Below are 6,145 nucleotides of genomic sequence, written 5' to 3' on the forward strand. Positions count from 1 at the left end.
GGCGCGGAGGGGATGACGGTCGTCGCTTCCATGGCGGGCGATGCGTGGCGCTTCGTCGTTATGCGTTGAGGTGGCTTACTTGATGAAGCTCGCGTCGAAGGTCGCGGCCAGGTCCTCGGGCGCCTTGCGGATCACGCCGGCCTCGAGCAGGATCGGCACCGACTCCTTCATGAACTGGGTCAGTTCGGCGCTGAAGAACTTCTGGTTCGCCGCCTTGTCCTGCCAGCGCAGGTAGGCCGAGGACTTGGCGAACTGCTCGCCGCTCTGCTTGACCGCGCTGCCCATCAGCTCGTTGGACTTGGCCGGGTCGGACTTGATCATCTCGAGCGCCTCGAAGTACGAGTCGGTCAGCGCCTGCGCGGCCTTGGCGTTGGCCTTGAGCCAGGTCGGCGCGCAGCCCACGGTGTCCATCACCATCGGGTAGTCGAGCGTGGTCGCGAGGATCTTGCCGGCCTGCGGGTTGGCGCGCACGGTCGACAGGTAGGGCTCGTAGGTCATGGCGGCATCGTTCTGGCCCGCGACGAAGGCCTGCGCGGCCGGCTGGGGCTCGAGCGAGACGGTCTTCACGTCCTTGATGCTCATGCCGTTCTTCGACAGCATCCAGGCCAGGCCGAAGTAAGGCGCGGTGCCGGGCGCGCTCACGCCGACGGTCTTGCCCTTGAGGTCGGAGAAGCTCTTGACGTCGTTGCGCACCGCGATGCCGTCGGCGCCGTAGGACTTGTCCATCTGGAAGATCTGCACGATCGGCACGCCGTTGGCGTTCCAGGCCACGTGCGTCTCGATGGTGGTGGCGGCGCACTGGATCGCGCCCGAGGCCAGCGCCAGGTGGCGGTCCTTCTGCGGAATCATCTTGAGCTCCACGTCGAGCCCGTTCTTCTTGAAGATGCCGGCCTTGTCGGCCAGCGACAGCGGCGCGAAGCCGGTCCAGCCCGACATGCCGAGCGTGATCTTGGTCTGGGCGGCGGCGCCTCCGGCCGCGCCCGCGATACATGCACCGGCTGCCAGCAGCGTGGCGATCTTTGCGACTGTCTTGGCCATCGAGGCCCTCCTGTTCGTGTGAAGCGTCAATTGAATCGGCTGGCAGCGCCCGTCGGAGCTTTCCGTGGTGCGCGGCCGCAGTGTCATTCGCCTGAACACCCCTGTATATACAGGATAACCCGAAAAAGCCGCGGCGAGAACGGTGCAAGCCGGCGCGGAGCGCACCTTGTATTGGTGCGAACCGCCCGACACATGCACCAGTATGCTGTCTATACAGGCGTTTCAGGCGAATGCCGACCGCTTGCAAACGGCGTGCCAGCAAGGCTTGGCACCCAGGCCGACGGGCGGTCGCGCCCGGCCCCGCGACCGCGGCGACGCGCGTGCTGCGCTGCGGCGACAATCGACCCCTTCCGTCGCCACCCAGCCCGCCGCCTTGTCCAATTCACCTTCCGCCGACCCCGCGCAGATCCTGCACGAGGTCTTCGGCTACGCCGCCTTCCGCGGTCCGCAGGCCCCGATCGTCGACCACGTGACCGGCGGCGGCGACGCCCTGGTGCTGATGCCCACCGGCGGCGGCAAGTCGCTGTGCTACCAGATCCCCGCGATCGCGCGCCAGCGCGCCGGGCACGGCATCGCGGTGGTGGTGTCGCCGCTGATCGCGCTGATGCACGACCAGGTCGGCGCGCTGCACGAGGCCGGCGTGGACGCCGCTTTCCTCAATTCCACGCTCGACTGGCAGCAGACGCAGGACGTCGAGCGCCGCATGGCGCGCGCCGAGGTCACGCTGCTGTACGCCGCCCCCGAGCGCGTGACCACACCGCGCTTCCTCGAGCTGATGGACGCGCTGGCCGCGCGCGGCAAGCTGTCGATGTTCGCGATCGACGAAGCGCATTGCGTGAGCCAGTGGGGCCACGACTTCCGTCCCGAGTACCGCGCGCTGACCGTGCTGCACGAGCGCTACCCGGGCGTGCCGCGCATCGCGCTGACCGCCACCGCCGACGCGCTCACGCGCGCCGACATCGTCGAGCGGCTGCAGCTCGAGCAGGCGCAGCAGTTCGTCTCGAGCTTCGACCGGCCGAACATCCGCTACACCATCGTCGAGAAGAAGGAAGCCACCACGCAGCTGCTGCGCTTCATCGAGCGCGAGCACGAGGGCGATGCCGGCGTGGTCTATTGCCAGTCGCGCAAGCGCGTGGAGGACGTGGCGGTGGCGTTGCGCGACGCGGGCATCAACGCCCTGCCCTACCACGCGGGGCTCGACGCCTCGGTGCGCCAGGCGCACCAGGACCGCTTCCTGCGCGAGGAAGGCATCGTGATGTGCGCCACCATCGCCTTCGGCATGGGCATCGACAAGCCCGACGTGCGCTTCGTGGCCCACCTCGACATGCCCAAGAACATCGAGGGCTACTACCAGGAGACCGGCCGCGCGGGCCGCGACGGCGAGCCGGCCCAGGCCTGGATGGCCTACGGCCTGCAGGACGTGGTGAACCAGCGCCGCATGATCGACGAGAGCCCGGCCGGCGAGGAATTCAAGCAGGTGATGCACGGCAAGCTCGACGCGCTGCTCTCGCTGGCCGAGGCCAGCGACTGCCGGCGCGTGCGCCTGCTGGGCTACTTCGGCGAGCAGAGCACGCCCTGCGGCAACTGCGACAACTGCATCGCGCCGCCGCAGGTCTGGGACGGCACCGACGCGGCGCGCAAGCTGCTGTCCACCGTCTACCGCGTGCAGCAGCAAAGCGGCATCAGCTTCGGCGCCGGCCACGTGATGGACATCCTGCGCGGCAAGGAGACCGAGAAGGTCAAGCAGTTCGGCCACGAGCGCATCAGCACCTTCGGGCTCGGCGCGGAGTTCAGCGAGGTGCAGCTGCGCGGCGTGCTGCGCCAGCTGATCGCGATCGGCGCGGTGGCGGTCGACGCCGAGGCCTACAACACGCTCAAGCTCACCGAGGGCTCGCGCGCGGTGCTGCGCGGCGAGACCACGGTGTCGCTGCGCGAATCGATCTCCTCGCCGACGGCGCGCGGCGGCAAGGCACGGCGCGAGAAGACCGCGCGCGGCGCGCCCTCGCCGGCCGCGGCCACGCTCGACGCGCAGGGCCAGTCGCGCTTCGACGCGCTCAAGGCCTGGCGCGCCGAGGTGGCGCGCGAACACAACCTGCCGGCCTACGTGATCTTCCACGACGCCACGCTGGCCGCGATCGCCGAGCGGGCACCGGCCACGCTCGAGGACCTGAAGGGCATCAGCGGCATCGGCACCAAGAAGCTCGAGGCCTACGGCAGCGAGGTGCTGCGGGTGTGCTCGGCCTTCTAGCCGGCCCACCCACCGCGCGCCACGGCCTCAGTTCGCGACCGGCAGCTTCACCGGCACCGGCCGCGTGAGCAGGTCGACGTAGAGGTCGTAGAAGCGCGCGTTGTCGAACTTCTTCACCACCTTCATCTTCTGCAGCGGCACGCCCGCGGGCGGCGTGGCATAGCCGACCGAGCGGCCGTTCTCGGGATCGCCGGGCTTGGCGATCACATCGACGTACTCCTCGCTGACCTCGGTCGCGTAGCTCGGGTCGAGCAGGTAGGCGATGGTCAGCGTGTCCCAGATGTTCGAGGTGTAGCCCGGCTTGGTCTCGAACGAATCCGCGAACCATTCCTTGCGGAAGACCTCGGTGACCGGCGTGGGCGTGGCCGGGTGCGCGATCTTGTCGTAGATGGCCTTGGTCATCAGCACGGTGTCGGTCACGTCCAGCGGCAGCACCACCTGCGGGATCGGCAAGCGCACCACGTACTGCGCCGCATCGGGATCGAACCACCAGTTGAACTCGGCCGTCTTCGTCGTGTTGCCGGCCACGTGGACCGCGCCGCCCATGTAGATGATCTCCTTGATCAGCGGCACGATCTCGGGCGCGCGCTTGGCGGCCAGCGCGATGTTCGTGAGCGGGCCGATCGCGAGGATGCTGACCTCCTTCGGGTTCGCCTTGATGGCGTCGATCAGGAAGTCGACCGCGCCCTTGGCCTGCGCCTTGGTGTGGGTGGCGAAGCCGTCGGGGATCGGCACCAGGTCGGCGTCGCTCTTGGGCTCGGGCGAGCTCCAGGCGCCCAGGTAGCCGTCGCCGCCGGCACCGGCCTTCATCTCGGCGTCGATGTCCGCCTTGGTGTGGTTCAGCGCGTAGTTCTCGCCCACGTAGACGCCGATGCGATCGCCCACGCCGAGCCGCTCGACCGACTTCAGCGCCTCGGCCACGCCCTGGCGCAGCCACTTGTTGCCCGACACCACGCTGATGCCCAGCACGTCGACCTTGCCCTCGGCCTGCAGCTGCGCGGCCATGGCGCCGAGCTGGCCGTCGTCGCTCATCGTGTTGTAGTCGCTGTCGATGATGATCTTGCGCGCCGGCGGAGGGGGTGGCGGCGGAGGCGGCGGCGGTGGGGGCGGCGGCGCGCTGCCGGTCGGCACGAACGCGAAGCCGTTGCTGCCACCGCCGCCGCAGGCGGTGAGCACCGCGGCCGACAGGGCCGACACGATCCATCGTCTTCTGGGCATCTGCATTTCTCTCTCCTTGGAATAGTGGTGTCTTTTCAGGGGGAAGCCGTCGAACGGACGCTCGAACGAAAACGTTTGCGCAAACGTTTGCCGAATTCTGGGCGCGAGGGCACGGCACAGGCAAGGCCCGGGGCCTAGGGGTTTTCCGCGAGGCGGATGGTGCGCAACAGGCGTGCACGGACACGTGAAAACGGGCCCGTCGGGCCCGTTGTCGGTTCGGCAAGAAAGCGCCGGCGAAGCGGCGCCGGCCGGTGGATCAGTCGGTCTCGATCAACCGGTTCTCGCGCAGCGGCGAGCGCAGCAGCAGCGTCGGCCCCGCGTCGGGCGCCGCCTCCGCCTTCTCGAGCCCCGGTGCGGCGCGCGCCACGGCCGCGACCGGCACCGGGCAGCTGCCGGTGCTGCGCAGCGCGAGCGCGGCCGAGAAGCGGGCCTCGCTCGGGTCGCCCAGCGCATGCGCGAAGTCGTCGGCCACCGTGCAGTTGGGCGTGAAGCCGTCGCCGTAGTCGCCGAAGCCCTTGTTGTTCACGCCCTGGAACTGGATCGCGAAGTAGGTGGTGCCGCAGTTGTCCTGGGGATAGAAGCCATAGGGCTTGCCGCAGGTGGCGCCGCCCACGAGGTTGACCCGGACGTCCACGCCGCGCAGGCCGTTGATGACCGACTCGCTGGCCGAGCAGGTGTCGGGGCTGGTGAGCACCGTGACCTGCGACAGGCCGAGCTGCGGCAGCGGCTGGCTGTTGCGCGAGGTGCCGAGGAAAGGCAGCGGCGGCTGGAAGCCGAACGGACTCTTGTTGTTGAAAGCCAGCCGCTCGAAGGTCTTGCCCGCGGTCGCGGCCGGCGAGGCCACCATGTAGGCGAGCCGGCTCGCGATGTTGAGCTGGCCGCCGCCGTTGTAGCGCATGTCGAGCACCAGGTCCTGCACGCCGTCGGCCTGGAACTTGTTCATGGCCGAGATCAGTTGCGCCTCGGAGGTCGTGATGTGGTCGTTGAACAGCAGGTAGCCGACGCGCCCGCTCGGGGTGTCGACGGTCTTCACGTTCTGCACCGGCGTGCGCGTGATCCGCGCCGAGGTCAGCGTGACGGTGCGCGTGGCGCCGCCGGCCTCCTCGAGCTTGAAGCTGTGCGACTCGCCGAGGTCGTCGGGCGAGAGCGCGTTGTTGATGGCGGTGGTGTTGGTGCTGTTGACCACGCTGATGCCGTCGACCTCGAGGATCTTGGCGCCGCGCGCGATGCCGGCGTTGGCGGCCGGCGAGTTCGGTTCGGTGAAGGCCACGCGCAGGTCGCGCGGACGCGAGTTGCGCACGAATGCGAACTCGATGCCGTAGCCGGCCGAGACCCCGGCCTCGGACAGCTGGCGGTAGACCTCGGTGTCGTAGATGTAGTGGAAGCGGTCCTTGGCCCGGCCCGAGGACGTGGTGAGCGGGGTCTTCAGGACGTTGAAGTAGGCCACCGGCGTCGCGTAGTCGGCCGCCTTCAGCGTGGTCGGCACCTCGTTGTACCAGAGGTAGGTTTCGTCGATCCAGGCGCGCACCCAGCGCTTCTCGATCGCCAGCGAACCGGCGCGGTCGGGGTAGCCGATGCCGGTGGCCGGGTTGATGCCGCCGCGCGGCGCCGCGCACTGGCCGGCCACGCTCGAGGAGGCGA

Annotated in this window: 4 protein-coding genes; 1 reads left to right on the forward strand and 3 read right to left on the reverse strand. The window is 69.1% G+C overall.

Features of this window, described 5'->3' with window-relative positions:
• Positions 1–75: 75 nt before the first annotated feature.
• Positions 76–1,038: an ABC transporter substrate-binding protein gene (locus tag AC27VN_RS29780; RefSeq protein ID WP_490878876.1), complete on the reverse strand. Its 963-nt coding sequence runs from the start codon at positions 1,036–1,038 to the stop codon at positions 76–78.
• A gap of 373 nt (positions 1,039–1,411) precedes the next feature.
• Between AC27VN_RS29780 and recQ the strand changes: the two genes are divergently transcribed.
• A complete protein-coding gene (recQ, locus tag AC27VN_RS29785) occupies positions 1,412–3,286 on the forward strand; it encodes a DNA helicase RecQ (RefSeq protein WP_490878877.1) in 1,875 nt (624 codons plus the stop codon).
• 27 nt (positions 3,287–3,313) lie between these two features.
• On the opposite strand, the gene AC27VN_RS29790 is transcribed toward recQ, so the two are convergent.
• Positions 3,314–4,504, reverse strand: coding sequence for a nucleoside hydrolase (locus AC27VN_RS29790; RefSeq protein WP_490878878.1), 1,191 nt, complete (start codon positions 4,502–4,504; stop codon positions 3,314–3,316).
• Positions 4,505–4,760: 256 nt separating this feature from the next.
• A partial coding sequence (locus AC27VN_RS29795; RefSeq protein ID WP_490878879.1) for a S41 family peptidase occupies positions 4,761–6,145 on the reverse strand: 1,385 nt, incomplete at its 5' end.

Source organism: Variovorax sp. 20P10.2.4 (assembly GCF_058244205.1).

What these genes read in the sequence shown, in the direction of transcription:
- AC27VN_RS29780 (WP_490878876.1), bottom strand. Translation starts at nt 1,038, where the DNA reads ATGGCCAAGACAGTCGCAAAGATCGCCACGCTGCTGGCAGCCGGTGCA.
- AC27VN_RS29790 (WP_490878878.1), bottom strand. Translation starts at nt 4,504, where the DNA reads ATGCCCAGAAGACGATGGATCGTGTCGGCCCTGTCGGCCGCGGTGCTC.